Raw genomic sequence first — 24,775 nt, forward strand, 5'->3', positions numbered from 1 at the left:
TCGATCTCGGCGACCACCTGGAAGTGGTCGTCGACCACGTAGCGGCGGGTGTGGCCCTCGGCGGTGGTCGCGGTGGTGACGCGCAGGCCGGTCTCGGGGTCGGTCTCGTCGTAGGACAGGCGCAGGGTCATGTGACCGTGCGTGCCGCCCTCGGCGATGCAGCGGTCCTGGTCGTCGTACTCGTAGGAGTAGCCGCGGTCGTTGGTGTCCGTCCACGAGGTGACGCGGCCCGCCTCGTCGTAGGTGAAGCGCAGCGGCAGGCCTGAGGAGTTGACGACCTCCGTCAGATTCCCTTCCGTGTAGCCGTAGCGCTTCAGCTCCTGGCCGGTGGTCACCAGGTGCAGCGCCGTGACCCGGTCCGCCTCCGTCGATATGCGCACGCCGTGGCCTGCACTGGACACGATCCGGAGAGGGGTGCCCTCGGTGTCGTATTCGAAGGTGATCCAGTTGCCGTTGCGGTCGTCCATCTGCTCCAGGACCGCCAGGTTCTCGGTCCGGTCGGCGAAGTGCCAGGTGCGGCGGGTGCCCGGGTCGGTGATCGTATAGCCACCGTCCACACGGTCCAGGGGCCGGCGGGGGCCGTGGCTGGGGAGCGTGGGCAGGCCGGGTGCGGGATGCGGGTAGGCGAGGAGCATGCCGTCCTCGGTGACGAACACGACGCCCTCGGAATCGATCTCCAGGCGCTGGTCGATCGTCGACGACCACGACGGGCCGAACCAGCGACCGAAGCGGTAACCCGACTCCACACGGCGCTTGAAGACGAGAGGCAGCACGCCGGGCAGCGTCACGTCCGTCTGCGGCAGATACATCTTGCCGGTGGTGAGATCGACCGGATCCGTGGGGTCCTTCTCGACCTGGCTGCCGGGACTGGGGTTGTCGTGCTCGCCGGGGTTGCTCCTGGCCGTGTCTGCCGCGGAGTTCGCACTCGCCCCCTCGGCCCCCGCCTCCCCCCGTCCTACTGCCCCAGCCCCCCGCGCCTCGGCCCCCTCCATCGCCGCCTTACGTGCTGCCCCCGCTTCGAAGCCCAGCCCGTCAAGGCCCAGCGCCTGGGGAAAGGCGCGGCCCGTGAACTCGGTCGGGTCCTTGCGGAATTCGTCCCAGGTCGTCTTCAGGGTGCGATCGGGATGTGTGGCGCTGGAGACGAGCCCCGCGAGGGTCATGCTCGTGTTCTGGAGGAACGCCGCGGGGTGGGTGAGGTTGTAGGGGTCTGTGGGGTTGAGGCCGCGGGCGAAGTCGATCAGGCCCGCGGTGCCCTTGACCACGCCTCCCGCGAAGTGGACGGACTCGGTGTCGAAGGCGTTCAGGCCGTCCGTGCCGTCCACCTGGAGACGGGTGAGCGGGGGCGGCTCGGCCGGCGCGTGGGCCAGGGCCTTGTCGACCGCGTCGGATGCGATTCCGGCAACCGTGTTGCGCTGCTTGCGGGCCGCGGCGAGCTTCTCCGTCGCCGCCTTGATGTCCGCCGTCCCGGGGTCGTGGAACGCATCCGGCTTCGGCCCCGGGTCCTCCTTCGCCTCGACCTTGGCGTTGTAGGCGTCGACCTTCTTGTTGTAGGCCTCGGCCGCGTCCTTGGACGCCTGCACGCCCTTCTTGTAGAGGTCGATCGCGTCCTGGGCCTGCTTCTGCGCCCAGGTGACCGTGTCGGCGTAGTTGTCCAGCGCGCCGGCCGCGAGGTGGCAGGCGTCCGCGGCCCAGAGCCATTTGACCGGGTGCGGGGCGAACTTCTTGCGGAACGCGTCGGCCGCCTCGCCCTGCCAGGACGAGGAGTCCAGCTTCCGCATGCCCTGGCCGACCTTGTCGAAGGCGGTGTGGAAGTCCTTGAGGTGTTTGGCGCTGGCCTGGATGTCCTGGGGATTGCCGTGGATCAGTTCGAAGGCCAGGTCGGTTTCGCCCAGCTGCTTCTCGCCCGGGGTGGCGTCGAGGTCCGAGGCGAGGTAGTCGCCCCCGGCCCTGATGAGGTCGGCGTACTTGTGGGCACCGACCTTGTCCAGAACGTCGCCGGTGAGGTCCGTAGCCTTGTCGACGCCCTTGCCGACGAGCTTCTTGCCGTCGTCGATGAGCCCCTCGGCCCCGCCCACGACCGAGTTGGTCAGGTCACCGAGTCCCATCAGCCGGCGCTCCCGTCCTGCCGGCCGCCCTCAGCGTTCTCGACCGTGTGCTTGAAGTCGTCCGCGCTCACGCCCACGGGGCCGAATCCCATCGGGCCCACCTTGGCCGTCATCACGTCGTGCCCGGCGCTCTCGGCGCTCTGCTTCGTGTGCTGCCACGCCTCCTCGAAGGACTTCTGGCTGACGTCCGGGTTGGCGTAGGCGTCGGCGCTGTTCCGTGCTAGCTGGTGCCAGCTCTGCTTCTGGATGTCGTCCTCGGAGGCGTACGGATTGCCCCACAGCGAGTTCGCACCGATCTTCATGGCCCCGCCGACGTACTGGTCCGTCTCGTACAGCGTGCCTGCCGCGAGACCTACGTCCTCCGCGAACGCGTTGCCCTCCAGCACCAGCGTGCGCACGCCCCACTCCCAGCGCTCGCAGAACGACTTGAACTTCGACGTCAGGCCCTCGTGCCCCATCTGCATCCCGGAGAGTTCCATGTTCGAGAAGCCCCGGCCCGCCCCGGCCAGGCTGTCGACGCCCAGGTCCTTCAGCTCGGCCAGGGTGAGCGTGATGCCCTGCGCTATCTCGTCCAGGCCCTCGGCCTTGATGTCCTTGCCCCCGGTTCCGCTCACCGCGGCACGTCCTCCCTCGTCCCGGCGGCCCGGTCGACGGCCACCGCGTCCGGCACGATCCCCATCACTGGCGGAAACAGCACCTCTTGGTCTCCGCTCGCGGCATCCAGAGCCACCCCGCACGGCACCCCGACGGCCGGGACCCCGGCATCCAGCAACCTGGCTCCCAGCACCCGCTGGTACGGCCACTCCCGGTCGCCCTCGGCCCTCGCGATCGCGAAGCGCGCCAGCGCCGACTCGTCGGAGAAGGCCAGGATCCAGCGGATGCCGCCCTGGTCGGCGGTCAGGGGGTTCTCGTCCGCGTCGAGGGGGACGAGAACGGCCGTGCGGCGGAACTCGCCCAGCAGCGCCGCGAACTCCCGGCGCCTGCGCCGCACGTCAGCCGGTTCGGGCGCGGCAACGGCAGGTACTTGCGGAGACACCTCGGGTACGTCCGGTGCGACTTCGCGCTTTTCCGGAGCGATCTCGGCGGGTGATTCGGGTGATTCGGGTGCCTCGGGTACCGGGGGTACTTCAGGTACGCCCGCCCCAGCCATCTCCGCGTACTCCGACAGCCGTGACCTGCGTATCTCTCCCGCCTGGTCGGCGGCACCCCCCTGCTCAGCCATGCCCGGGATCATCACCTCACCTCATCGACGGGTGCAACGCGGTACCCGACCCGGTAGGCGCCCTTTGGCCGAATCCGTCCCCTGGCAGTGCGCACCGTCCACACGGCGACGCCCGGACCCACCACGGGGCCCGGGCGTCCTCACGCCGAGAAGCCGGGAGAGCTCGAGCGGCTCCCGTTACGGCAGCGCATGCACATGCGCCCCCACCGAGTTCGACCACGCATTCCCTGACGCCGCGTCCCAGTTGGTCGACCAGGTCATCGCGCCCCGCAGGTCGGGGTAGGTCTTCGACGGCTTGAAGGAGCCGCAGCCCGTGCCCTTCGTCAGGCAGTCCAGGGCGTTGTTCACGACGGCGGGCGACACGTAGCCGCTGCCCGCCGCGCTCGTCGACGCCGGGAGGCCGAGGCCCACCTGGGACGGGGACAGGCCGCCCTCCAGCTGGATGCAGGCGAGGGCGGTGAGGAAGTCCACCGAGCCCTGGCTGTAGACCTTGCCGTCGCAGCCCAGCATGGAACCGCTGTTGTAGTACTGCATGTTGACGACCGTGAGGATGTCCTTGATGTTCAGGGCCGTCTGGAAGTAGGAGTTCGACGTCGACTGCATGTCGATCGTCTGCGGGGCCATCGTGATGACGAGCGACGAGCCCGCCTTCGCGGACAGCGCGCGCAGCGCCTGCGTCATGTACGTGGCGTTCAGGCCGTTCTCCAGGTCGATGTCCACCCCGTCGAAGCCGTACGTCTGCATCAGCGAGTACACCGAGTTCGCGAAGTTCGTCGCCGACGTCGAGTCGTTGATCGACACCGTGCCGTTCTGGCCGCCGATGGAGACGACGACCTTCTTGCCGGCCGCCTGCTTGGCCTTGATGTCGGCCTTGAACTGGTCGACCGTGTAGCCGCCGAGCCCGGCCGAGTCCAGGTTGAAGGAGACCGCGCCCGGTGTCGACGTCGCGTCCGCGAAGGCGACGGCGATGATGTCGTACGAGGACGGGACGTCCGACAGCTTCTGGACCGTCGCGCCGTTGTTGAAGTTCTGCCAGTAGCCCGTGACGGCGTGCTTGGGCACCGCGCCGCCTCCGCCGCCGCTCCCGGAGGAAGACGTCGTACCCGTCACCGCCCCGGACTTCGCCGACTCACCGGCCGAGTTGGTCGCCGTCACCTGGAACGAGTACGAGGTCGACGCGGACAGGCCGGTCACCGTCGCCGACGTGCCCGTCACCGCGGTCACCTTCGTGCCGTCGCGGTACACGTTGTAGCCCGTCGCGCCCGACACCGCGGACCAGGACAGGGAGACGGAGGACGAGGTCGTTCCCGAGACCGACAGGCCGGGCGGGGCGGACGGCACGGTCGGGGCCGGGTCGCCGCCGCCCCCGCCGTCGGGGCCGTAGACCGAGACGTCGTCGGCGTAGTAGGCGGCCTGGCCGTACCAGCCGTGTGTGTACACGGTGACGGATGTCGTCGACGCGCCTGTGGTGAACGTCGTCGACAGCTGCTTCCAGGACGTCGTGTCGGGGGTCCAGGTCGAGACGTCCGTCGTGCCCGTGCCCGTCACGCCCAGGTAGGAGTAGCCGCCCTGGACCCACGCGCTCAGCGAGTAGGTCGAGTTGGGCTTCACCGCCACCGACTGGGTGCACTGGGCGTTGTCCTGACCGGCCGGGGTCGCCTTGAGGGCCGAGGAGCCGCCGTGGACCGGGGACGAGACCGTCGTGCCGCTGCCCGCCGTACAGGTCCAGTTGGTCAGGCCCGACTCGAAGCCGGCGTTCTTGACGTTGTTGACGTCCGCCGCGGACGCGGGAGCGGCGGCGAGGCCGGCCACCGAGAGGGCGAGGGCGGTGGCGGCGGACCACGTCGCTGTCCGCCGTCTGCGTGGTCTGGGCATGCCTGGTGCGCGGTCCACTGGGGCCTCCGGTGGGGGAAGTCTGCGGGGAGAGAGGGGAGAAGAGAGAGGGGAGAGGGGGGAACAGGGAGGGACGGTGGCCACCGTTGGCGTACAAGTTGGTCCAGACCAATCTCGCTGTCAAGAGGTCCAGACCAAAACCATCTCCACGGAGGGGAGTTGTGCGGAGGTCGCGCGGAACGTCGCACTGGAGGGCGCGCGGAGTGTGGCCCCGAAGGTCGCGCGCTCAACCTGTCCGGTTTTGGCGGGACTTGTGACCAGAGAGTTCCACACGAGCTACACAAACGCTGTTCTCCGGTCATTGGGGCGTGGATACAGTGCTCAGGTAGTCACGCAATGAAGTCGTCCTGGCGCATTGGAGTTACACCGGTGGGCCGAAGGGCGTGAAGAGCGGGGAGCTGCGCGTGCCAACAGTCATTGCCGTGACCAGTGCCGACATGGCACTGCCGGCGCAGGACGAACGGACCATGCCCGCCGTCGTGCTGAACGACCTCGACCGGCGCCCGCTGGAACACTGCCTGACCGAACTGCACACCCTGACCGAGCAGTACGGGTATGTGGTCGTCGTGTGCTCCGAGGCCACTCCCAAGTCCGTCGTACGCCGGCTGTACACCCTGCGGTCGCTGCTGGAGAGCGACCGCATCGCCCTCTTCCGGCCCGAGCTGCCCCCGCTCGGCATGGCCGTCCTCGCCCGCCAGCTGCGCCAGCTCGCCTCCTGCGATCTGAGTCCGGGTGTGCTGGCCTGCGCCGGGCGGCTGCTCACCCACTACATCCACGCCGGTGCGGTGCTCGGCTCGGTCGCCCGGCTGGACCGGGTGCCCGTCGGACTCAAGGCGCACGCCAAGTCATGGGTTCCCGGCAGCCAGTTCGCCGTTCTGGCCCATCCCGAACCGCAGCTCGTCAAGCTCGCCCCCGGCGCCACGCTCAAGGGGCCCGAGTTCAGCACCTGGATGCTCGTCGCCAAGGGGCAGCTGCAGACCGACTGGGTCGCCGGACTCGCCGAGGCGTGGGGCGCGCACGGCCTGCGCGAGGCCCCGCTGCCCGCCGAGTCCGCGCAGTGGTGGGGCACCGGCCGGATGGTGGAGTTCTGCAGCCACCTCGCCGACCTCTCCGTCCTCTACCAACTGGTCACCTCCGTACGGCAGTCCCGCTGCCACTGGTGCGGCATCGACGTCATCGGCGACCGGTGCGTCTTCTGCTGCGCCGGCCCGCCGGTGTACGAACCCCCGGCCCCTCGCGCACTGGAACAACGCACGCCCGCCTGACCCGCACGAAAGCGACTCACCATCCCGCTCGACCGATTCCCCCAATGAGGTTGCACGGCTCATGAACTCCCGTCAGCGCCGCGGCGTGATACTCCTGCTCCTGTCGGTCCTGTGCGCTCTCGGCGCGTTCGCCGGCGTGCTGTCCGTCGTCCACGACGCGAATTCCAAGGTCGGACCCGAGGTCGCCGCCTATCGGGTCAGGTCCGACGTGAAGCCGTACACCGCGCTGAACACGGGCCAGTTCGAGAAGATCGAGATGCCCAGGCGGTGGCTCTCCGGCAACGCCGTCACCGATCTCCGCGAGATCCAGGGCAAGATCGCCGTCACCACCCTGCGCGCCGGCTCCCTGCTCCAGTCCGACATGGTCGTCGACCAGCCCGCCCTCCAGCCCGGTCAGCAGGAGGTCGCCATCATGATCGACGCGGCGACCGGCGTCGCAGGCAAGATCACACCCGGGGCGCGGGTCAACGTCTACGCCACCTTCCAGGGGAAGAAGGAGGGCGACCCCGACCAGTCGAAGATCATCGTCACCAACGCCCGCGTCCTCGACGTCGGCCGGATCACCGCCCTGGATCCCGACTCCGGCAAGAACCAGCAGCAGCCCACCGAAGCCGTCCCCATCACCTTCGCGCTGTCCACCCTCGACGCCCAGCGGATCACCTACGCCGAGTCCTTCGCCCAGCGGGTCCGGCTCGCCCTGGTGGCCCCCGGCAGCGAGACCAGCGTCCCGGACAAGGACCGCACCTACGAACTCGCGACGGACAAGTGAGAGGCGGCCCGCATGCCCACCAGGATCCTCCCGGCCGGCGCGGACCCGGACGCCGTCCGCTCCCTGGTCACGCTGCTCAGCCAGCTCCCCGACGCCGAACCGCAGCCGCCCGTCGGTGACTCCACCCAGCTGGTCGACACCCTCGCCCGCCTCGCCGCCGAGTCGGTCGACGAACTCCCGGAAGTGGTCGTCGTCCATGAGCGCATCGGGCCGGTCCCCGCGCTGGAGCTGATCCGCGAGGTCGCCCTGCGCTTCCCCGCCGTCGGCGTCATCCTCGTCACCACCGACGCGAGCCCCGGCCTGTTCGCCGCCGCCATGGACTCCGGCGCCCGCGGCCTGGTCCCCCTCCCGCTGTCGTACGAGGAACTCGCCAGCCGCGTCCAGGCGGTCGGCCAGTGGTCCACCGGCGTACGCCGCCACCTCGGACACGGCGGCTCCGACGTCCTCGGCGGCGTCGGCGGCACGGTCGTCACGGTCAGCGGCGCCAAGGGAGGCGTCGGTGCGACCCTGACGGCGATCCAGCTCGCCCTCGCCGCGCAGGCCTCCGGCCGGTCCGCCGCCCTGGTCGACCTCGACCTCCAGACCGGCGACATCGCCTCCTACCTGGACGTCCAGTTCCGCCGCTCGATCGTGGACCTCGCCACCATCACCGACATCTCCCCGCGCGTCCTCGCCGACGCCGTCTTCCGTCACGACACCGGCCTCGCGCTGCTCCTCGCCCCCGCCGAGGGCGAACGCGGCGAGGAGGTCACCGACCGCGCCGCCCGCCAGATCGTCAGCGCCCTGCGCTCCCGGTACGAGGTCGTCGTCCTGGACTGCGGCGCCCAGCTCGGCGGGGCGAGCGCGGCGGCGGTCGAGATGGCCGACACCGCCCTGCTGGTCACCACGCCCGACGTGGTCGCCGTACGGGCCGCCAAGCGCACCGTGCGCATGTGGGACCGGCTGCAGATCCGCAAGGCCGAGGAGACGACCGTCGTCGTCAACCGCCACACCCGCGGCACCGAGATCCAGCCCGCGCTCGTCCAGCGCATCACCGGCACGGCACTGGCGCGCACGGCCGTACCCGCCAACTTCAAGGAGCTGCAGGGCGTCGTGGACGCCGGACGCCTGCACGAACTGGACAGCAGGAGCACGGTCAAACAGGCCCTGTGGTCGCTCGCCGGGGAACTCGGCCTGGCGAAGGCACCCGAGGGGTCCCATCGCGGAGGCGGCCGACTGCGCGGCGACCGCGGGTCGGTGAGCCTACGGCGGCGGAAGGAGTGAGGGGGCGATGAGACGCCTGCGAGGGGACGACCGGGGACAGGTCAGCATCGAGTTCCTCGGGATGACTCCGCTGATCATCCTGACGCTGGTGCTGATGTGGCAGTGCGTTCTCGTGGGGTACGCGTACACGCTCGCGGGGAATGCTGCGGACGAGGGGGTGCGGGCGGGGACGGCGGCCCATCGGGGCGGTGCGCGGCAGGCCGCGTGCGAGGCGGCCGGGCTGAAGCACCTGTCCGGGGCGTGGAAAGGGGGTGCGTCGGTGAGGTGCAGTCCGTCCGGCTACGTCACGGCCGACGTGGACCTCAAGGTGCCCGTCCTCTTCCCGGGCTCGATCGACTTCCCCGTCACGGTGCACGGCCACGCCGGTGCCGTGGAGGAGGTGAAGGACTGAGATGCCGTACCGCCGGAGGGGCGACGCGGGGCAAGTCGCCATCGAGTACCTCGGGTTCGTGCCGATCCTGCTGATCGTCGGACTGGCCGGGTTCCAGATCGGGGCGGTCGCCTATGCGTCCGAGCAGGCCAGTACGGCGGCCCGGGCGGGGGCTCGGGCGGCCTCCCTGGGGCAGTCGGCCCAGCAGGCGTGTGCGGAGGCGGTCAGCGGTGGGCTCACTGTGCAGTGCGGCGAGCCCGGGGGAGGGGGCGACTCGGTCACCGTCACCGCGAGGGTCTCCATCCCCTCGATCGTCCCGGGCTGGACCTTCGACCCCGCCGAGAAGTCCGCCACCATGCCCCGCGACCACTGACCGAGGAGAAGCGAACCCATGAGCCTGCGGGCACGCATCAACACTCCGGAGGAGCACGGCAGCCGGGGCGAGGACGGGCATCTGGTCGCCTCCTACCGGGCCAAGCTGCTGGAGGAGATCGACCTCGCGGAGATGAGTTCGCTGGCCGCCGCCGACCGCCGGGCCCGGCTGGAGAGGGTGCTCGGGCACATCATCAGCCGCGAGGGCCCGGTGCTGTCGACGGTGGAACGCTCCCAGCTGATCCGCCGGGTGGTCGACGAGGCGCTGGGCCTCGGCATCCTGGAACCGCTCCTCGAAGACGCCTCGATCACCGAGATCATGGTCAACGGCCCGGACGCGATCTTCGTGGAACGCGGCGGACGGGTGGAGCAGCTGCCCCTCCGGTTCGCGTCGGCGGACCAACTGATGCAGACCATCGAGCGGATCGTGTCGACGGTCAACCGCCGGGTGGACGAGTCGAACCCGATGGTGGACGCCCGCCTCCCCTCCGGCGAGCGCGTCAACGTGATCATCCCGCCGCTGTCGCTGACCGGCCCGACCCTCACCATCCGCCGCTTTCCGCGCTCCTTCACCCTCCACGAACTCATCGGCTTCGGCTCCCTCGACGAGCACATGGTGTTCCTGCTGGCGGGCCTGGTGCAGGCGAAGTTCAACATCATCGTCTCCGGGGCGACGGGCACCGGGAAGACGACCCTGCTCAACGCCCTCTCCGGCCTGATCCCGGAGCACGAACGCATCATCACCATCGAGGACTCGGCCGAACTCCAGCTCCAGCAGTCACACGTGGTACGGCTGGAGTCGCGGCCGCCGAACGTCGAGGGCAAGGGACAGGTCAGCATCCGCGACCTGGTCCGCAACTCCCTGCGCATGCGGCCCGACCGGATCGTGGTCGGTGAGGTCCGCGGCGGCGAGTCACTCGACATGCTCCAGGCGATGTCCACGGGCCACGACGGCTCCCTCGCCACTGTCCACGCCAACAGCGCGGAGGACGCGCTCACCCGCCTGCAGACCCTCGCCTCCATGTCCGACGTCGAGGTGCCCTTCGTGGCGCTGCACGACCAGATCAACAGCGCGGTCGACGTCATCGTCCAGCTCACCCGGTTCGCCGACGGCGCCCGCCGCATCACCGAGGTCGCGCTGCTCGACAGCCACGGCGGCGAGCCGTACCGGCTGGCGACCGTGGCCCGCTTCACCGCACAGCCCATGACCCCGGACGGCCGGGTGTACGGCGCCTTCGACCACTTCCCGCTCCCGCGCCGTACCGCCGACCGCCTCTACATGGCGGGCCAGCCCCTTCCGCAGGCCTTCGGCGTCGCCCACTCCGCGGCCCAGCTCACCACCCGAGAAGCCAGGTAGGTAGGCCACCCCATGGAACTCCACACCCTCGTCCGGCTCACCGCCGGTGTCGTCCTGCTGACCTGCGTCCTGGCCGTCGTCGGCGTGCACATCTACGCCTCGGGCCGGGCCCAGCGCGCCGAGCTGATCGACCGCCTCTCGCAGACGGGACCCGCTTCGGCCACCGGCCGCCGGCGCCGCTTCCGCAACCTGGACCGCCGCCTGCGCCGCACGGCCCTCGGGCACAAGCTGGAGCTGCGGCTGGCGGCCACCGGCCTGGACGTCACCCCGGGCGAGTTCTTCGCCTACATGCTCGCCGCGGTCGCCGCGCTCTGGCTGATCGGCCAGGCCACCCTGGCCCCGTTCTTCGGCCCGCTCGCCGGCCTGCTGGGCATCTGGGCGGCCGTCCAGTTCCTCAACTGGCAGCGCCAGAAGCGCATCGAACGCTTCATCAACCAACTCCCGGAACTCGCCCGCATCCTGGCCAACGCCACCCAGGCCGGCCTGGCCCTGCGCACCGCGATCGGCATGGCGGCCGAGGAGCTGGAGGCCCCGGCCGGCGAGGAACTGGCCAAGGTGGCGGACCAGCTGGCGATCGGCCACTCCCTGGACGACGCGCTCGGTGAACTGGCCGACCGCCTCCCCTCCCGCGAGCTGGTCGTGCTCGTCACCACCCTGGTGCTCTCCAACCGGGCGGGCGGTCAGGTCGTGTCGGCCCTGCGGAACCTGACCGAGACCCTGGAGGAACGCAAGGAGACCCGGCGCGAGATCCGCACCCAGCTCTCCCAGGTCACCATGACGTCGTACGCCGTCCCCGTCCTGGGCATCGGTGCCCTGTTCCTGATGAACGGGGTCAAGAGCGGCGCTCTGGACCGGATGACCGGCTCACCGGTCGGCCAGGCCTGCGTGATCATCGCGTTCGGGATGTACGCCGTCGGCTTCGTGCTCATCCGCCGGCTGAGCCGGATCGACGTGTGAGGGGGCTGCCCTGATGATCGCAATCCTGCTTGCACTGCTGATGGGCCTCGCTGTCTGGGGGGCCTTCGCCGGCATCCGGATGTACCGCGCGGACGCGAAGCTCCCCGGCGACCTCGCGGTTGCCCTGGAGGTCGGCGCCACCCGCACCGGCGCGGTCGGCTCGGTGATCGACCGGATGGGCATGCGCTACGCCCCCGCGGTGCTGCGCCTGATGGGCCCCCGCCTGGTGGCCAAGTACCGCCGAAAGATCGACCTCGCGGGCAACCCGGGCGGCCTGACCATCGACCGGTACGCGGCCCGCCGCGCGGTCTACGGCGCCCTCGGCGGCGTGGGCTTCCTGGTCTTCCTGCTGCGCGGCCAATGGTTCGTGGCCCTGATCCTCCTCCTGTTCGGGGCGTTCTGGACGGAGGTCGGCATCTGGTCGGCGATCCGCGTCCGCAAGGACGTGATCGAGCGGACCCTGCCGGACTTCCTGGACGTGCTGGCGGTGGTGGTGAGCGCGGGCCTGGGCTTCCGCCAGGCGCTGGACCGGGTGGCCTCCCGCTACGAGGGCCCCTGGGCGGACGAACTGCGCATCACCCTGCGCCAGATGGACCTCGGCATGAGCCGCCGCCAGGCCTTCGCGGAGCTGCGGCGCCGCAACGACTCGGAGCAGGTGGCGATGTTCGTCACCGCGCTGCAGCAGGGGGAGGAGCTGGGTGCCCCCATCGTGGACACGCTGGTGGCCCTCGCCAAGGACATGCGCCGCACGGACGCCCAGAACGCCCGCCGCAAGGCCGCCCGCGCGGTCCCCAAGGCCACGCTGATGATCACCACGTTCATGGTCCCGGCGACCATGCTCCTGCTCGGCGCGGGCCTGCTGCTCGGCTCGGGCGTGGACTTCGGCTCGCTCACGGGGAAGTGAGGGACGGGTGACGACGATGCAGGCGACGGGACCGGGCAGGCGCCTGCCCCTCCGGGGGAGGGCAGGGGGACGGCTCGCGTTCTTCGAGACCCTCCACCCGGGAAGGCTGACCAGGGGCCGCACGAAACCGGAGAGGCCGACGGCGGAGCCGAGCGGGGCGGAGTCGGAGCCGACCGTGGTGGTGTCCGGGCCGAGCGGGGCGGAGCCCGAGTCGAGCGGGGCGGAGCCGGAGTCGGAGCCGACCGTGGTGGTGTCCGGGCCGAGCGGGGCGGAGTCCGAGTCGAGCGGGGCGGAGCCGGAGTCGGAGCCGACCGTGGTGGTGTCCGGGCCGAGCGGGGCGGAGTCCGAGTCGAGCGGGGCGGAGCCGGAGTCGGAGTCGACCGTGGTGGTGTCCGGGCCGAGCGGGGCGGAGTCCGAGTCGACCGTGGTGGTTTCCGGGCCGAGCGGGGAGGGGGATCGTCCGACGGCTGAGGAGTCCGAGCCGACGGCTGCGGCGTCGTTTCCGGCCGCTGCAACGTCGTATCCGACTGCTGATGGGCCGTATCCGACAGCCGAGGCCTCCGATCCGACCACCGAGGCGGCCGATTCGACTGCTGAGGCGGTCGATCCGCCCGCTGTGGAGTCCGACCTGGCCGCTGTGGAGTCCGAGCCGGCCGTGGGTGCCGCGTTCCCCGAACCCTCCGAGAAGATCCAGATACGCGCCCTGCAGGCGATGTGCCGGCAGGTCTTCGGCTTCCGGCTGGCGATGATCGTCCTGGCGGCCCCCGCGGCCCTCCTCAACGCGGCCCCCGGGCTGGGCGTCCGCCTGGTCGGCGCGGCGGTGGTCGTCACCTTCATGGTGTCCTACGTCCTCTTCCGCGACTGGGCACGCTTCGGCCCGCTCCTCCTGCGCCACCCCAGCCTGCTCGCCGCCGACACCCTCTTCGGTTCCTTCCTGCTGATCTCGGCGGGCCCGGACACCACCCTCGCCTACGTCAGCGTCTGCACCCCGCTGCTGGCAGGCCTGGTGTACAGCTGGCGGGGCGCGGCCTGCTTCGCCTCCCTGCAGGGGCTGATCCTGCTCCTTGTCCACGCCACCCTGAAGCCCGACCGCCAGGCAGGCGTGGCCGAGTCCCTCCTCCTGCCCGGTCTGTGTGTCATCGCCGGGGCGATGGGCTCGACCCTGCGCAACCTGATGCTCCGCTTCGGCGCGGCCACCCAGGCCCTGACGGCGGTCCAGGCCCGCCTGGCGGCCACCGAGGCGGTCCACGCCGAACGGGCCCGCCTCGCCCGCGAGATGCACGACTCGGTGGCCAAGACCCTCTACGGCGTGGCCCTGGCGGCCGACGGCCTGGCCGCGACGGCGTCGGCCGACGCGCCCGACCCGGACCGCATCCGCCGCCAGGCGGACCTGGTGTCCCGCTCGGCCCGCAGAGCGGCGGCGGAGTCCCGCGAACTGCTGGAGGACCTGCGCCGGGAGGAGAGCCCGGCTGACGCCGGGCCGACGGACATCTGGACAGAACTGACGGCACGCACGGTGGACTTCATGACCCGTACGGGCATGCGGGCCGTCTGCCGACGCACCGGCGAAGCCCCTCTCCCACTCGTCCCCGCACCCCTGACCCGCCACCTTCTGGCCATCGTCACGGAGGCGCTGGACAACGCCCACCGGCACGCGTCGGCGAGCGAGGTGGAGCTGACGGCGGGGGCGCACGACGACGTCCTCCGCCTGACGGTCCACGACGACGGCCGGGGCCTGCCCCCCGGCACCACCCTCGAACACCTTCGCCACTCCGGCCATTTCGGTCTGCTGGGCATGGTCGAACGGGCGGCCGCGGCAGGGGCCCGCATCCGGCTGGGGCAGGGCGAGCACGACCGCGGCACACGGGTGGTCGTGGACCTGCCGCTGAGTGCCCTGACGACCGACCCGCCGGCCCACGAAGCCTGAGAGGAGGCACCCGATGCAGCACCTGAACCCCGGCCGGGACTTCCCCGCGCCCACCGCCACGGCCCCGCTTCGTCTCGTGGTGGCCGACGACAATCCCGTGATCAGGGCGGGCCTCACCGCTCTGCTGTCCGACCGCGAGGACACCACGGTGGTGGCGGAGGCGGCGGACGGCCGCGAGGCCTACGAGGCGGCGGTGCGGCACCGTCCCGACGTGATCCTCCTCGACGTCCGCATGCCCGGAGTCGACGGAATCTCGGCATTGCCCCACCTGGTCCGGCTGGCGCCGGTCATGATGCTCACCTACAGCCATGAGACGGAGACGGTGCGGGAGGCGCTGCGGCTGGGGGCGGGGGGCTACCTGGTGCACGGGGAGTTCACGACGGAGCAGTTGGTGAGGGCGGTGCGGGATGTGAGGGAAGGGCGGCCGCATGTGACCCCAGGGGCGGCGAAGGCGTTGCTGACAGATCTTCAGTCCAGTGCACCTGCACACGCAGGACCAGAACTTCCCGCCCCTTTGGGCAAAATTCCACCCCAAAACCTTTCGCGATTGCAATGCGATGTGGGACAGTCATTCCGGTCGAGGTTTCAACTCAGCAGCAGGGAGGCGGAGATCATGGACCTCATCGCGTCCGGCATGACCAACCAGCAGATCGCCGCCACCTGCTTCATCAGCGAGAAGACCGTCAAGAACCACATCAACCGCATCTTCGCCAAGCTCCACAGCACGAACAGGTCCCAGGCGGCGGCCAAGTGGCTGGGGGTGGCGTGAAATGGCCGGACGGGGGAGGCGATGGGCCCGGGAATGGGCCCTGGGGCCCTCTCGAGGGCAGGCTGCCCCGGCATACGTTTCCGACTTCGGAAGCGCATCTGGAGGGGAGCAGTATGAGCGACCTGATGCTGAAGTTGATGGTTGCGATGCAGCGACGCACCAACGACAAGGGGCAGACTGCCGTCGAGTACCTGGGGATCATCGCTGTGGTGGTGGCGATCGTGCTGGCGATCACGGGTACGGACATCGGCCAGTCGATTTACAACGCCATCACGGACAAGATCAACGAAGTCACTGGCGGCTGACGCGACGCCGTAGGTACGCCGACGCAGGGCAGGCTTTCCCCATCTACATCACGGTGGTGGCGGGCCTGCTCTTTCTTGCGTTGGCGTACCTCGCGGTCGGTCAAGCCGCGGTCAATCGGAGCGGAGCCCAGACGGCAGCTGACGCTGCAGCGCTCGCGGCGGCGCAGAAGACCAGGGATCAACTGGCGAGCCGATGGGTGGAGGACGTACTCGATCCGACGAAGTGGCAAGACATCTTCGACGGCAAAGGCGGCCTCAACTCATGCTGGCGTGCAAATGAACTTGCCGCCCAAAATAGCGCCCATCTGGATGGGAAAGGTTGCCAATGGGACGGTGCATTCCGCTACACGGTAGACGTCAAAACCGACAAGTCCGTCGGAGACTCCATCGTTCCCGGCACCGAGGATAGGCATTCGAGGGCCTCTGCGGTGGCTGTGATCAAGCCGCTGTGCAAACCCAAGCCCTCAGATGGCGACGCCGGGCACAAAACACTGCCACAGCTGATCTGCAAGGACCGGAAGTGGGATCTGAACCCGGACCACCTCACGGACCTCCCTCGACCTGAAGATCTCTTCGACGTCCACCTGGCCGACTGACAAGCGAACCACGAGTCAAGAAGGAAACAGAGCGATGAGTATTCGGTTCACTGCGAAGGCCCGCAGGGGGACGGTCGCGCTGACTCTTGCGGCCGGTCTGGCCCTCGGCGTGGTCGGTTGTGCGGGTGGCGGTGGTGACGACAAGAAGCCGGAGACGTCTGCGTCGACCTCGAAGAAGGGTGGTTCCCAGCCGAGTGCTCAGGAAGGGCAGTCAGACGAGCCGATGGCTGAGATGAAGGGTCCCAACGGCCTGTTGCTGGATGTCACTTCTGCTGTCCGGGATTCCGGTGGGTTCGTGACAGTTAGCGGAGTCTTGAAGAACGACAGCGCCAAGTTGCTGACAATCCCGGCTCAACTGAGTGGGAACGAAACCGAGATCATCAAGAACGGTCGGTCATTCGGTGGAGCCACGCTGGTGGACTCCAAAGGCAAGAAACGCTACTACGTCCTTCGTGATACCGACGGTCGCCCACTCACCACGACAGGTGTCTCAAGCATCAAGTCCGGTGAGACGGTGCCGGTATTCATGCAGTTCCCTGCGCCACCTGCCAATACGAGCCAGGTCTCCTTCCAGCTGCCTATGTTCGCCCCCGTTGACATCACGATCTCCGGGTGAGGCCAAAGTGACCACCACACCCCGCCTCACCCTCGCCCTCACGACCGCAGCCCTGCTCGCAGCCGCCAACCTCACCCTGGCCCACGCCGACGACACGGATCCCAGCGAACCCCCGGGCACGGCACCCTCCGCCAGTGCACCGGTGAAGATCGACCCCACGGACCCGGATCTGAAGCTGCCCGAGGGTGCCACCCTCGCGCAGCCCAAGGTGCTGGACATCAAGTCGGTCGTGGAGGACCAGAGCGGGGACGAGCGCCGAGAGGACACGAACGCCGACGTCACCTTCGCCCTGCAGGCCGAGGTCCTCTTCAGCAAGGACAGCGCCAAACTCGGCGACGAGGCCAAGGCCCGTATCGAGACGATCGCCGAGGAGGTCAAGAAGCAGAACGCGACCCAGGTCCGCGTCTTCGGCTTCACCGACAACCTCGGCTCCTCCGCCCACGGCGACGTCCTGTCCAGGCAGCGCGCCAATGCGGTACAGGCGGTCCTGGACCAGGACCTGAACGACCCGAACATCACCTTCGACGTGCGCGGCTACGGCGAGCAGTACCCGATCGCCGACAACTCCACGGAGGAGGGCAGGAAGAAGAACCGCCGGGTGGAGGTCTCCTTCCCGCGCACCGACCAGCAGTGAGCAGCGAGCCCCCCTACTCACCCACCTCGTAGTCGAACCAGATCCGATGGGTGCCGTCCGTGTCGACCACCAGGCCGCCGGTCCCTCGGATCCCGGCCAGCGCGCCCGTCCCACTGCCCGGCACGATCACGAAGAACTCGGCCTCGCGGCCTTCCCCCAGTGTCGTGGCCGAGTGGGCGAAGTTGAACGTACCGCTCAGGTCGTGAAGGGTTCCCTCGAAGGACTCCATCGCGACGTACGTGCCGGTCGCCGTGGACTGGTCGTACGCCGCTGTGAACAGGGTCGCCGACACCCCGCCGACCTCCCCCTCGTACCGTTTGCGCATGGTCGCCACCCCGACGGGTACCGCCGTCTCGACCACCGGCCCGGGCACCTGCACCGGGGTGGGGGTGAACTCCTCGACTGTGAATGTCCCTGACGCTCGCATGCCTCGGATGCTAGGCCGAGCCACTGACAACGCCCCCGAACCGGCCGACAGCGCCCCCGAACCGGCGGCAGTCGGCGACTCTCAGCGCACCGCGGCGTCTGCGTCCTGTTCGACGCGGACCGTCGCCCCGGGGACCAGCCCCCACCCGGCCATCACCCCGGCCTCCGCCTCCAGCACATGCCGTGCCCGTAGTCTCGGCCTGCCGAGCACGCCCGGGCGCATGGTCCGCACGGCGATGACGCGGAGTCGCCGGTCGAGGTAGGCGACGTCGATCGGTATCCGCATCCGGAAGGTGTGCACCCCGCTCGCCGGTGACAGCAGCATCGCCCCGTCGACCGCGTCCCGCCCCAGCAGCCCTTTGGTCCGGGCGCGATACGAGGCCGCGATCTCCAGGGGCAGCGCGAGCGGCGTCCCGTCCCCCCGGTCCACGACCAGTCTCGCCGGCCCGTCCCGCCAGCGTCGCCCCATGCTCGGCCCACCTCGCCCTCCGCGTCGTAGCGCACTCCGACGAGCCGACCGTACCCGCCACCGCACAGCCGTGACCTGCCCTCGGTGTAAAGGAGTTGATCCCCTCAGCGCCGCGCACTAGGAAAGCCCCATGACTGGACTAGGCGTGGTGTTCCGACCTCAGCTTCCGCCCGAGCGGCTTCGCGAAGTGGCGAGGACCGCGGACCGGGCGGGGCTGGAGGAGCTCTGGCTGTGGGAGGACTGTTTCCTGGAGGGCGGTGTGTCCACCGCCGCGGCCGCTCTTGCCTGGACCGAGCGGGTGCGGGTGGGGATCGGGCTGCTGCCCGTGGCGCTGCGCAACGTCGCCGTCACCGCGATGGAGGCTGCCTCGCTGGAGCGGATGTTCCCAGGCCGGGCCGTTCTGACCGTGGGGCACGGGGTGCAGGACTGGATGGGACAGGTCGGAGCGCGGGCCGCCTCGCCGCTCACCCTCCTCGGTGAGCAACTGGATGCCCTGCGCGCGCTGTTGCGCGGGGAACGGCTGAGTGTGCGCGGCCGGTACGTCCAGCTGGACGACGTCGCTCTCGACTGGCCGCCGCAGCGGGCGGTCGAGGTGTTCGCCGGGGCCACCGGGCCCCGGACGCTGCGCCTGGCGGGCGCCAAGGCCGACGGCACCCTGCTCACCGCCGCCACCTCGCCGGACGGCGTACGCCAGGCGCGTCGTCTCATCGACGAGGGCCGCAGGGAGGCGGGGCGTACCGAACCGCACCGGGTCGTCGTCTATCTCCTGGCCGCCACCGGGACCGACGCCGCCGCCCGGCTGCGCGCCGAACTGGTCGCCGAGGGGCTGGAGCCGACCGCGGACGTCGGGGTCGCGGGCGACGCCGGCGCCGTGGCCAAGGCCGTGCAGCGGATGGCCGAGGCAGGCGCCGACACCGTCGTCCTGCAGCCGACGGCGGACGAGCCCGATCCGGAGGGCTTCGTGCGCTTCGTCGCGGAGGAGGTCCGGCCCCTGGTGCCGTAGGGCCCGGGCCCCGGCCGCACAGGCGTTGTCAGTGGGCCCTGTCACACTCGCCGGCATGACGGACGAGTACGTGGACGAGCACACGGACGATCACAGCGATGTGAGCCTGCGGCCGGTTCGTGAGGAGGACCTGGAGTGCTTCCTCGCCCATGAGCACGATCCGGAGGCCGTCCGGCGGTCGAGGTTCACGCCCCGGCCGCGGGAGGCCCTCCTGCGGCACTGGCGGGAGCGGGTGCTCGGCGATCCCGACTGCTTCGTGCGGACGGTCACCGCCGGCGGCGAGGTGGCCGGCAACATCGTCTCCTGGACCGAGGACGGCCGCCGGTTCGTCGGCTACTGGCTCGGGCGGCCGTACTGGGCCCGCGGCATCGGCACCCGGGCCCTCGGCCTCTTCCTGGAGCTGGAGCCGGTCCGGCCCCTGTACGCCGACCCGTTCTCCGGCAACGCCGCCTCCGTCCGTCTCCTGGAGAGACACGGCTTCGCCCGCGCCGGGACGGTCCGGCACGGCGAGGACGAGCACATCTTGCTCGCCCTCACCCGTCCCGAGGAGACCGCCCGGTGAGCAGCCGGTAACGCGACCGACGACGGTGAGCAGCCGGTAACGCGACCGACGACGACAAGGGGCACGGAGTCGCGTGTGTTCCTGCGGCCGCCGGTGCCGGCGCCTCCTGGACGCCGGGCTGCTCGACGCGGCGCGTGTCCAGGAGGCGTACGGGCGGGTCGGTTCTTCGGTGCTGGGGTCGGCCAGTTCTCCGGTGCGGGGCCGGTCATTTCCTCTGTGCTGGGCCGCTCAGTTCTTCTGGGCAGGAGTGGCGGGGCGGTGGTCGCCGGTGGCTCCGTCGATCAGCTCGCGCAGGATGTCCATGTGCCCGGCGTGCCGTGCCGTCTCCTCGACCATGTGGACGAGGACCCAGCGCAGTGAGACGGAGTGGTCCCGCCAGGCGGGGCGGCCGGGTGCGTCCAGGGGCAGCTCGGTGATCATCCGGTCGGCGGCGGCGCGGGCGCGGCCGTAGAGGGCGACGATCCGTTCCGTCGTCTCGTCGGGAGCGATCCGCATGTCCTCGTTCTTGTACGGGTCGAACCACAGGGGTTCCCCCTCGCCGCCGAACGTCTCCACGAACCAGCCGTACTCGACCGAGGCCAGATGCTTGACCAGGCCGAGCAGGGTCGTCCCGGTCGGTGTCATCGGCCGGCGCAGTTGTTCGTCGTCCAGTCCCTCCAGCTTCCAGAGCACGGCGTCCCGGTGCCGGTTCAGGCTCGATTGCAGGATGTCCTTCTCTCCGGCGCTGTAGCCGGCGGCAGAGGTCGTCATGCGCGCGGAAATTAGCAGGCCCCACCGACAGCGTCCTGCGATCATGCGTTTCATGGCAGAGAACCGCTCCTTCGAAGAGCTCGTGGCCGAGGGCGCCGCCGTGCCCACCGAGGGGTGGGACTTCTCCTGGTTCGAGGGACGGGCCACCGAGGCACGTCCCTCCTGGGGGTACGCCCGCTCGGCGGGGGAGCGGCTGGCCCGGGCCGAGGCCGCGCTGGACATCCAGACCGGGGGCGGGGAGGTGCTCGACTTCGCGCTGGGCCGGGCCGAGCCGGATCGCCCGCTGCTGGTCACGGCCACGGAGGGGTGGCCGCCGAACGTCGCCAAGGCGACCGCGCTGCTGCGGCCGCGCGGGGTCGTGGTCGTCGCCGCGCCGGACGACGCGCCGCTGCCGTTCGCCGACGGGGCCTTCGACCTGGTCCTCAGCCGGCATCCGGTGGATCCCCACTGGAAGGAGATCGCGCGGGTGCTGCGGCCCGGCGGCACCTACTACGCCCAGCACGTCGGGCCCGCCAGCGTGTTCGAGCTGGTCGAGTGCTTCCTCGGGCCCCAGCCCGAGGCGGTGCGCGCCGGCCGTGATCCCGAGGGCGAGCGGGCCGCTGCCCAGGCGGCGGGCCTGGAGGTCGTGGACCTGCGGACGGAGCGGCTGCGGATGGAGTTCCACGACCTCGCCGCCGTCGTCCACTTCCTGCGCAAGGTGGTCTGGATGGTCCCGGGCTTCACCGTCGAGGCGTACGAGCCCCAACTGCGTGCCCTGCACGAGCGGATCGAGAAGGAGGGGCCGTTCGTCGCGCACAGCGCCCGGCAGCTCTTCGACGTCCGGAAGCCGACGCGCTGACGAACCGGGCGGACAGGGGCGGATCGCGCTCCGGTTCACCTTTCGTTGGCCCAGGGTTTCCACATCGTTATCGGCTGCGGTTCACATGCGCCCCAGCCGTCACGTAAGTTCAGACCAAGGTAATTCACGCCAGCAAAGCTGTGCGGGTGGCACCGCGCGGTGGAGGGGGCTGCGCGGTGCCACGATGCCTGCGCAGAACCGAACCGGAACCGTCAAGTCACCGTTCGCTGACCGGGTAGCCCGTCGGAGGGACCCCGGGGACAACTCGCCGATCGGTCCCCAGGACGGCCCAAACCCTCTTGATCTCTCCGTATGCGGCCCGATTACCTGGGAATCCGCCGTGAATCAGCCATGAGACACCCCTGAATCCAGCATTCCGTGCACACCGGGGCGTCGCCGGGTGATTTCGGAGAGTAGTTGTGGCACGCCGATGCACGCACCATCCCTTACGAAGGGTTATGGTGGAAACCCCCCCTCGGGCCGGTCCGTCTCCCCCCCACGGACCGGCCCGTTTTTTCGTCGGGAATCTCCTGGGAGCCTCCGGGAACTTCGAAGCAAGGACCAGGCGTCCCCACCTGTAGGGGTACGGGGAGCCGTACGCTCGGCCGCCGCGCACCTGCGCCCGCGTCGGATCCGTACCCGCCCCGGACCCCAAACCCCAGCTCCGACGAACCCGACACCAGGGGTACCCTCGAACCCCGCCCAACCCCCGGAGGGTCCCGTGAACCTGCGCGACACGCTGCGCAGCCTGCTCGTCAGGCTCTACGCACGCCGGGTGGAAGGTCACCTGGACCACGCTCAGGTGCCCAAGCACATCGGCGTCATCATGGACGGCAACCGCCGCTGGGCGAAGGCCGCCGGCTCCACCACGGTCCACGGCCACCGGGTCGGCGCCGAGAAGATCGAGGAATTCCTCGGCTGGTGCACCGAGACCGACGTCGAGGTCGTCACGCTCTGGCTCCTGTCCACGGACAACTTCGACCGCCCGCAGGACGAGCTGGTCCCGCTTCTCGGCATCATCGAGGACGTCGTGCGCACCCTCGCCGCCGACGGCCGCTGGCGGGTGCACCACGTCGGCACCCCCGACCTGCTGCCGTCCGCGATGCAGCAGACCCTCAAGGAGGCCGAGGAGACCACCGCCCACGTCGACGGAATAGTCGTCAACGTGGCCATCGGCTACGGCGGCCGCCAGGAGATCGCCGACGCCGTGCGCTCCATGCTGCTCGACGCCCGGGACAAGGGTGTGTCGATGGACGACCTCGCCGAGTCCGTCGACATCGACATGATCGGCCGTCATCTCTACACCGGCGACCAGCCCTACCCGGACCTGGTGATCCGCACCAGCGGCGAGCAGCGATTGTCCGGATTCATGCTGTGGCAGACGGCCCACTCCGAGTACTACTTCTGTGAGGTCTTCTGGCCGGCCTTCCGCAAGGTCGACTTCCTGCGTGCGCTGCGCGACTACGCCGCACGCCACCGCCGTTACGGCGGCTGAGTCACCCCGCACGCCCCGCCGGCCACCACCGCGGCGGGGCGCTCCGTATACCCCTGTTGGGGCGGATGTAACAAGGTGTTCACCGGCGCGCTGTTGGCTGCTTCTGCATGGCGGCGCATGTTCGAGGGCATAAGCCAAACAGGTCGACGCCCGAACCACGGGCGTCGCATCTCAGCGGACGGCACGGGGCCGTCCGCCCGGGAGGCCCTTTGCACCAGCCCGACCGTGCTGTCACTGCACGGAAGCAGCCGCGGAGGTCCGGTGTCCGGCCCGCCGTACGCGGAGGCCTGGGACCGGTCGCATTGCTCCCACCCTCCCGGCCCGGCTTCCACTTCGTCGCTCCCCGACCTCATCCGAGGGGGTACGTCCTTCCGTGGTGACCAGCACAAAGCGCCACAAGCCAGACCGGCGCACTTATGTTCTCGACACCAGCGTCCTGCTGGCCGATCCGAACGCCCTGACCCGCTTCGACGAGCACGAGGTCGTGCTCCCCATCGTCGTGGTCACGGAGCTGGAGGCCAAGCGGCACCATCCCGAACTCGGCTACTTCGCCCGCCAGGCGCTGCGCCTGCTGGACGACTACCGGGTGAAGCATGGCCGCCTCGATGCCCCCATCCCGATCGGGGAGCTGGGCGGGACCGTCCGTGTCGAGCTCAATCACTCGGACCCCAGCGTGCTGCCCACCGGCTACCGCCTGGGGGACAACGACTCCCGCATCCTCGCGGTGGCCCGCAATCTGCAGGCCGAGGGGTTCGACGTCACCGTCGTCTCGAAGGATCTGCCACTCAGGATCAAGGCCTCCTCCGTCGGCCTGCTGGCCGAGGAGTACCGCGCCGAACTCGCCATCACGGAGAACTCCGGCTGGACCGGAATGTCCGAACTGACACTCTCCGGCGAGCAGGTGGACATCCTCTTCGAGGAAGGGCACGTGTACGTCCCGGAGGTCTCGGACCTCCCTGTGCACACCGGTCTGACCATCCAGTCCGAGCGCGGCAAGGCGCTCGGCCGCGTCAGCTCCGAGGGCAACGTCCGTCTGGTGCGCGGCGACCGGGAGGCGTTCGGCATCAAGGGCCGCAGCGCCGAGCAGCGCGTCGCGCTGGACCTGCTGCTCGACCCGGACGTGGGCATCGTCTCGATGGGCGGCCGGGCCGGCACCGGCAAGTCGGCGCTCGCGCTGTGCGCGGGCCTGGAGGCGGTGCTGGAGCGCAGGCAGCACCAGAAGGTGATGGTCTTCCGGCCGCTGTACGCGGTGGGTGGGCAGGAGCTGGGCTATCTGCCGGGCAGCGAGGCGGAGAAGATGAGCCCCTGGGCGCAGGCGGTCTTCGACACGCTCTCCGCGGTCACCAGCCGGGAGGTCATCGAGGAGGTCACCGCGCGCGGGATGCTGGAGGTGCTGCCGCTCACGCACATCCGGGGCCGCTCCCTGCACGACGCGTTCGTGATCGTCGACGAGGCGCAGTCGCTCGAACGGAACGTCCTGCTGACCGTTCTGTCCCGAATCGGAGCCAACTCGCGGGTGGTTCTGACCCATGACGTGGCACAGCGGGACAATCTGCGCGTAGGCCGCTACGACGGTGTGGTCGCCGTCGTGGAGAAGCTGAAGGGTCATCCGCTCTTCGCGCATGTCACGCTGACCCGGTCCGAGAGGTCCCAGATCGCGGCCCTTGTGACCGAAATGCTCGAAGAAGGCCATATCTGAGCAAGCCCAGTTGGCGCCGTCCGGCAAAGGCGAAGAGCCTAGCCGGGCGGCGCCGCCGCGTGCGAGGGTTTCCAGAAATCCCAGGGGTAAACGAGGTGTGAGCTTTCACACTCAACTCAGAATTGCCTCCCGGTGTCGGGTTACGGCAGAGTCTCAGTCCTGTCAGGCCCCGCATACGACACACCTGTACCCCCAGCGGTACGGCACCA

At 70.0% G+C, this 24,775-nt stretch carries 26 protein-coding genes; 19 read left to right on the forward strand and 7 right to left on the reverse strand.

Annotated features, from left to right (window positions below; genetic code table 11):
• From AB0H32_RS21045 to AB0H32_RS21060, 4 genes are all read right to left on the reverse strand, one after another.
• On the reverse strand, window positions 1–2,105 hold a 2,105-nt coding region (locus tag AB0H32_RS21045), incomplete at its 3' end, for a putative T7SS-secreted protein (protein ID WP_361122591.1).
• Window positions 2,105–2,719 carry a hypothetical protein gene (locus AB0H32_RS21050; protein ID WP_361122594.1) on the reverse strand — a complete coding sequence of 205 codons (615 nt, stop codon included), beginning with the start codon at window positions 2,717–2,719 and terminating at the stop codon, window positions 2,105–2,107. The genes AB0H32_RS21050 and AB0H32_RS21045, both read right to left, overlap by 1 nt.
• Window positions 2,716–3,327: a hypothetical protein gene (locus tag AB0H32_RS21055; RefSeq protein ID WP_361122597.1), complete on the reverse strand. Its 612-nt coding sequence runs from the start codon at window positions 3,325–3,327 to the stop codon at window positions 2,716–2,718. Before AB0H32_RS21055 ends, AB0H32_RS21050 begins: the two co-directional genes overlap by 4 nt.
• Window positions 3,328–3,504: 177 nt before the next feature.
• Window positions 3,505–5,202 (reverse strand): glycoside hydrolase family 18 protein, encoded by a 1,698-nt coding sequence (locus AB0H32_RS21060; protein ID WP_361122600.1) that lies wholly within the window; start codon window positions 5,200–5,202, stop codon window positions 3,505–3,507.
• A gap of 455 nt (window positions 5,203–5,657) precedes the next feature.
• Here AB0H32_RS21060 and AB0H32_RS21065 point away from each other — a divergent pair, with 455 nt between their 5' ends.
• The 14 genes from AB0H32_RS21065 to AB0H32_RS21130 all read left to right on the forward strand — a co-directional run bounded on the left by AB0H32_RS21065 (window position 5,658) and on the right by AB0H32_RS21130 (window position 17,324).
• Entirely contained in the window at window positions 5,658–6,485 is an 828-nt protein-coding gene (locus tag AB0H32_RS21065) for a hypothetical protein (RefSeq protein WP_361122711.1), read from the forward strand.
• A gap of 61 nt (window positions 6,486–6,546) precedes the next feature.
• Window positions 6,547–7,254: a Flp pilus assembly protein CpaB gene (gene cpaB / locus AB0H32_RS21070; protein WP_361122603.1), complete on the forward strand. Its 708-nt coding sequence runs from the start codon at window positions 6,547–6,549 to the stop codon at window positions 7,252–7,254.
• A gap of 12 nt (window positions 7,255–7,266) precedes the next feature.
• Window positions 7,267–8,517, forward strand: a complete 1,251-nt coding sequence (locus AB0H32_RS21075; RefSeq protein ID WP_361122606.1) for an AAA family ATPase — start codon at window positions 7,267–7,269, stop codon at window positions 8,515–8,517.
• A gap of 7 nt (window positions 8,518–8,524) precedes the next feature.
• Window positions 8,525–8,908 carry a TadE family protein gene (locus AB0H32_RS21080; protein ID WP_361122609.1) on the forward strand — a complete coding sequence of 128 codons (384 nt, stop codon included), beginning with the start codon at window positions 8,525–8,527 and terminating at the stop codon, window positions 8,906–8,908.
• Between the two features lies 1 nt (window position 8,909).
• Entirely contained in the window at window positions 8,910–9,260 is a 351-nt protein-coding gene (locus AB0H32_RS21085; RefSeq protein ID WP_361122611.1) for a TadE/TadG family type IV pilus assembly protein, read from the forward strand.
• Window positions 9,261–9,278: 18 nt separating this feature from the next.
• Window positions 9,279–10,616, forward strand: a complete 1,338-nt coding sequence (locus tag AB0H32_RS21090) for a CpaF family protein (RefSeq protein WP_361122614.1) — start codon at window positions 9,279–9,281, stop codon at window positions 10,614–10,616.
• Window positions 10,617–10,628: 12 nt separating this feature from the next.
• A complete protein-coding gene (locus tag AB0H32_RS21095) occupies window positions 10,629–11,573 on the forward strand; it encodes a type II secretion system F family protein (protein ID WP_361122617.1) in 945 nt (314 codons plus the stop codon).
• Between the two features lie 16 nt (window positions 11,574–11,589).
• Window positions 11,590–12,477, forward strand: coding sequence for a DUF5936 domain-containing protein (locus AB0H32_RS21100; protein ID WP_361122714.1), 888 nt, complete (start codon window positions 11,590–11,592; stop codon window positions 12,475–12,477).
• A 712-nt stretch (window positions 12,478–13,189) separates the two neighbouring features.
• The gene (locus AB0H32_RS21105; protein WP_361122717.1) at window positions 13,190–14,404 is read left to right on the forward strand and encodes a histidine kinase; all 1,215 of its coding nucleotides are present in this window, start codon (window positions 13,190–13,192) and stop codon (window positions 14,402–14,404) included.
• 13 nt (window positions 14,405–14,417) lie between these two features.
• Window positions 14,418–15,173 (forward strand): response regulator transcription factor, encoded by a 756-nt coding sequence (locus AB0H32_RS21110; protein WP_361122620.1) that lies wholly within the window; start codon window positions 14,418–14,420, stop codon window positions 15,171–15,173.
• 113 nt (window positions 15,174–15,286) lie between these two features.
• Window positions 15,287–15,478: a hypothetical protein gene (locus tag AB0H32_RS21115; protein WP_361122623.1), complete on the forward strand. Its 192-nt coding sequence runs from the start codon at window positions 15,287–15,289 to the stop codon at window positions 15,476–15,478.
• On the forward strand, window positions 15,475–16,074 hold the full coding sequence (locus AB0H32_RS21120; RefSeq protein ID WP_361122720.1) for a pilus assembly protein TadG-related protein: 600 nt from the start codon (window positions 15,475–15,477) through the stop codon (window positions 16,072–16,074). The genes AB0H32_RS21115 and AB0H32_RS21120 overlap by 4 nt, the downstream gene beginning before the upstream one ends.
• A gap of 34 nt (window positions 16,075–16,108) precedes the next feature.
• Window positions 16,109–16,690 (forward strand): hypothetical protein, encoded by a 582-nt coding sequence (locus tag AB0H32_RS21125; RefSeq protein ID WP_361122626.1) that lies wholly within the window; start codon window positions 16,109–16,111, stop codon window positions 16,688–16,690.
• A gap of 7 nt (window positions 16,691–16,697) precedes the next feature.
• On the forward strand, window positions 16,698–17,324 hold the full coding sequence (locus AB0H32_RS21130; protein WP_361122629.1) for an OmpA family protein: 627 nt from the start codon (window positions 16,698–16,700) through the stop codon (window positions 17,322–17,324).
• A 13-nt stretch (window positions 17,325–17,337) separates the two neighbouring features.
• Here AB0H32_RS21130 and AB0H32_RS21135 read toward each other — a convergent pair whose 3' ends face one another.
• The gene (locus tag AB0H32_RS21135; RefSeq protein WP_361122632.1) at window positions 17,338–17,751 is read right to left on the reverse strand and encodes a DUF3224 domain-containing protein; all 414 of its coding nucleotides are present in this window, start codon (window positions 17,749–17,751) and stop codon (window positions 17,338–17,340) included.
• An 81-nt stretch (window positions 17,752–17,832) separates the two neighbouring features.
• Window positions 17,833–18,219 (reverse strand): DUF192 domain-containing protein, encoded by a 387-nt coding sequence (locus AB0H32_RS21140; RefSeq protein ID WP_361122634.1) that lies wholly within the window; start codon window positions 18,217–18,219, stop codon window positions 17,833–17,835.
• A 130-nt stretch (window positions 18,220–18,349) separates the two neighbouring features.
• On the opposite strand from AB0H32_RS21140, the gene AB0H32_RS21145 reads away from it, so the two are divergent.
• Window positions 18,350–19,222: an LLM class flavin-dependent oxidoreductase gene (locus AB0H32_RS21145; protein ID WP_361122637.1), complete on the forward strand. Its 873-nt coding sequence runs from the start codon at window positions 18,350–18,352 to the stop codon at window positions 19,220–19,222.
• A gap of 55 nt (window positions 19,223–19,277) precedes the next feature.
• On the forward strand, window positions 19,278–19,784 hold the full coding sequence (locus AB0H32_RS21150; RefSeq protein ID WP_361122640.1) for a GNAT family N-acetyltransferase: 507 nt from the start codon (window positions 19,278–19,280) through the stop codon (window positions 19,782–19,784).
• Window positions 19,785–20,012: 228 nt separating this feature from the next.
• On the opposite strand, the gene AB0H32_RS21155 is transcribed toward AB0H32_RS21150, so the two are convergent.
• Complete coding sequence (locus AB0H32_RS21155; RefSeq protein WP_361122643.1) at window positions 20,013–20,534, reverse strand: DinB family protein; 522 nt, start codon at window positions 20,532–20,534, stop codon at window positions 20,013–20,015.
• A gap of 52 nt (window positions 20,535–20,586) precedes the next feature.
• Here AB0H32_RS21155 and AB0H32_RS21160 point away from each other — a divergent pair, with 52 nt between their 5' ends.
• The 3 genes from AB0H32_RS21160 to AB0H32_RS21170 all read left to right on the forward strand — a co-directional run bounded on the left by AB0H32_RS21160 (window position 20,587) and on the right by AB0H32_RS21170 (window position 24,566).
• Window positions 20,587–21,372 carry a class I SAM-dependent methyltransferase gene (locus AB0H32_RS21160; RefSeq protein WP_361122646.1) on the forward strand — a complete coding sequence of 262 codons (786 nt, stop codon included), beginning with the start codon at window positions 20,587–20,589 and terminating at the stop codon, window positions 21,370–21,372.
• Window positions 21,373–22,093: 721 nt separating this feature from the next.
• Complete coding sequence (locus tag AB0H32_RS21165; protein WP_361122649.1) at window positions 22,094–22,867, forward strand: isoprenyl transferase; 774 nt, start codon at window positions 22,094–22,096, stop codon at window positions 22,865–22,867.
• Between the two features lie 373 nt (window positions 22,868–23,240).
• Window positions 23,241–24,566: a PhoH family protein gene (locus AB0H32_RS21170; protein WP_361122652.1), complete on the forward strand. Its 1,326-nt coding sequence runs from the start codon at window positions 23,241–23,243 to the stop codon at window positions 24,564–24,566.
• Window positions 24,567–24,775 lie beyond the last annotated feature (209 nt).

It is taken from the genome of Streptomyces sp. NPDC020362, from assembly GCF_040642095.1.
Lineage (GTDB): Bacteria > Actinomycetota > Actinomycetes > Streptomycetales > Streptomycetaceae > Streptomyces.

What these genes read in the sequence shown, in the direction of transcription:
- AB0H32_RS21055 (WP_361122597.1), bottom strand. Translation starts at nt 3,327, where the DNA reads ATGGCTGAGCAGGGGGGTGCCGCCGACCAGGCGGGAGAGATACGCAGG.
- AB0H32_RS21060 (WP_361122600.1), bottom strand. Translation starts at nt 5,202, where the DNA reads ATGCCCAGACCACGCAGACGGCGGACAGCGACGTGGTCCGCCGCCACC.
- AB0H32_RS21065 (WP_361122711.1), top strand. Translation starts at nt 5,658, where the DNA reads ATGGCACTGCCGGCGCAGGACGAACGGACCATGCCCGCCGTCGTGCTG.
- cpaB (WP_361122603.1), top strand. Translation starts at nt 6,547, where the DNA reads ATGAACTCCCGTCAGCGCCGCGGCGTGATACTCCTGCTCCTGTCGGTC.
- AB0H32_RS21075 (WP_361122606.1), top strand. Translation starts at nt 7,267, where the DNA reads ATGCCCACCAGGATCCTCCCGGCCGGCGCGGACCCGGACGCCGTCCGC.
- AB0H32_RS21080 (WP_361122609.1), top strand. Translation starts at nt 8,525, where the DNA reads ATGAGACGCCTGCGAGGGGACGACCGGGGACAGGTCAGCATCGAGTTC.
- AB0H32_RS21085 (WP_361122611.1), top strand. Translation starts at nt 8,910, where the DNA reads ATGCCGTACCGCCGGAGGGGCGACGCGGGGCAAGTCGCCATCGAGTAC.
- AB0H32_RS21090 (WP_361122614.1), top strand. Translation starts at nt 9,279, where the DNA reads ATGAGCCTGCGGGCACGCATCAACACTCCGGAGGAGCACGGCAGCCGG.
- AB0H32_RS21095 (WP_361122617.1), top strand. Translation starts at nt 10,629, where the DNA reads ATGGAACTCCACACCCTCGTCCGGCTCACCGCCGGTGTCGTCCTGCTG.
- AB0H32_RS21105 (WP_361122717.1), top strand. Translation starts at nt 13,190, where the DNA reads ATGTGCCGGCAGGTCTTCGGCTTCCGGCTGGCGATGATCGTCCTGGCG.
- AB0H32_RS21110 (WP_361122620.1), top strand. Translation starts at nt 14,418, where the DNA reads ATGCAGCACCTGAACCCCGGCCGGGACTTCCCCGCGCCCACCGCCACG.
- AB0H32_RS21115 (WP_361122623.1), top strand. Translation starts at nt 15,287, where the DNA reads ATGAGCGACCTGATGCTGAAGTTGATGGTTGCGATGCAGCGACGCACC.
- AB0H32_RS21125 (WP_361122626.1), top strand. Translation starts at nt 16,109, where the DNA reads ATGAGTATTCGGTTCACTGCGAAGGCCCGCAGGGGGACGGTCGCGCTG.
- AB0H32_RS21135 (WP_361122632.1), bottom strand. Translation starts at nt 17,751, where the DNA reads ATGCGAGCGTCAGGGACATTCACAGTCGAGGAGTTCACCCCCACCCCG.
- AB0H32_RS21140 (WP_361122634.1), bottom strand. Translation starts at nt 18,219, where the DNA reads ATGGGGCGACGCTGGCGGGACGGGCCGGCGAGACTGGTCGTGGACCGG.
- AB0H32_RS21145 (WP_361122637.1), top strand. Translation starts at nt 18,350, where the DNA reads ATGACTGGACTAGGCGTGGTGTTCCGACCTCAGCTTCCGCCCGAGCGG.
- AB0H32_RS21150 (WP_361122640.1), top strand. Translation starts at nt 19,278, where the DNA reads ATGACGGACGAGTACGTGGACGAGCACACGGACGATCACAGCGATGTG.
- AB0H32_RS21155 (WP_361122643.1), bottom strand. Translation starts at nt 20,534, where the DNA reads ATGACGACCTCTGCCGCCGGCTACAGCGCCGGAGAGAAGGACATCCTG.
- AB0H32_RS21160 (WP_361122646.1), top strand. Translation starts at nt 20,587, where the DNA reads ATGGCAGAGAACCGCTCCTTCGAAGAGCTCGTGGCCGAGGGCGCCGCC.